Below are 633 nucleotides of genomic sequence, written 5' to 3'. Positions count from 1 at the left end.
TCTTTCCGGACGGCGGGCTGCTCGATGGGCATCACCACCCGCAGGACGCCCAGGTCGCAGCTGGCGGTGACGCTGTCGCTGTCGATGCCGGGTGCCAGTCCCAGCAGCCGCATGAATTGCCCGTGGGGGCCGTTCGGCGGTGAACCACTTCGCGCCGGCGGTCGCGGACTGGGCCGCTGACCGCGCGGACGGTGAGCGGCTGGCCGCCCACCCAGCTCGATGGACTCCGAGTCGATGCCTGGCAGGTTCGCCTCAGGAACGTACTCGTCGCCCCCTCGAGACAGATCGACCGACATCGAGCGCGGATCCATCTGCTGAGCGATGCGCAGGTCCGCACATGAGGTCACCATCTCACCACCCCCCCTTTACGCTGGGTCGCCATAACTCCACTGCCGATGCTTGTTCGACGGTCGGAGGTGCAGAACCCACCCGGACCATGTGGTCCAAGCAGAAGCGCGAACGCGCGGTAGAGCTGCGTCGTTCTGGTACCAGACTGGACCCCACGTAGGCATTTCGCAAGTGATTCGCCTGACGAACGGAGCCTGATCCGCTTTCCAGACCTGCGCGTCCACAGGGCTCAGCCCCACCACCGCGCCGTCGCGCTCAGCGAGCCAAAGCGTCTCGACTGCTCCT

Annotated in this window: 1 protein-coding gene; it reads right to left on the bottom strand. The window is 66.5% G+C overall.

Translation table 11 applies throughout. The annotated features are described in order from the left end of the window. A partial coding sequence (locus ACT3TZ_RS15235; RefSeq protein WP_444584256.1) for an Hsp20/alpha crystallin family protein occupies positions 1-296 on the bottom strand: 296 nt, incomplete at its 3' end. Positions 297-633: the final 337 nt, after the last annotated feature.

The organism is Brachybacterium sp. AOP25-B2-12 (genome assembly GCF_052378625.1).
Classification (GTDB): domain Bacteria; phylum Actinomycetota; class Actinomycetes; order Actinomycetales; family Dermabacteraceae; genus Brachybacterium.
The sequence above is the reverse complement of the archived record's forward strand: the minus strand, read 5'-3'. Positions and strand labels throughout refer to the sequence as shown.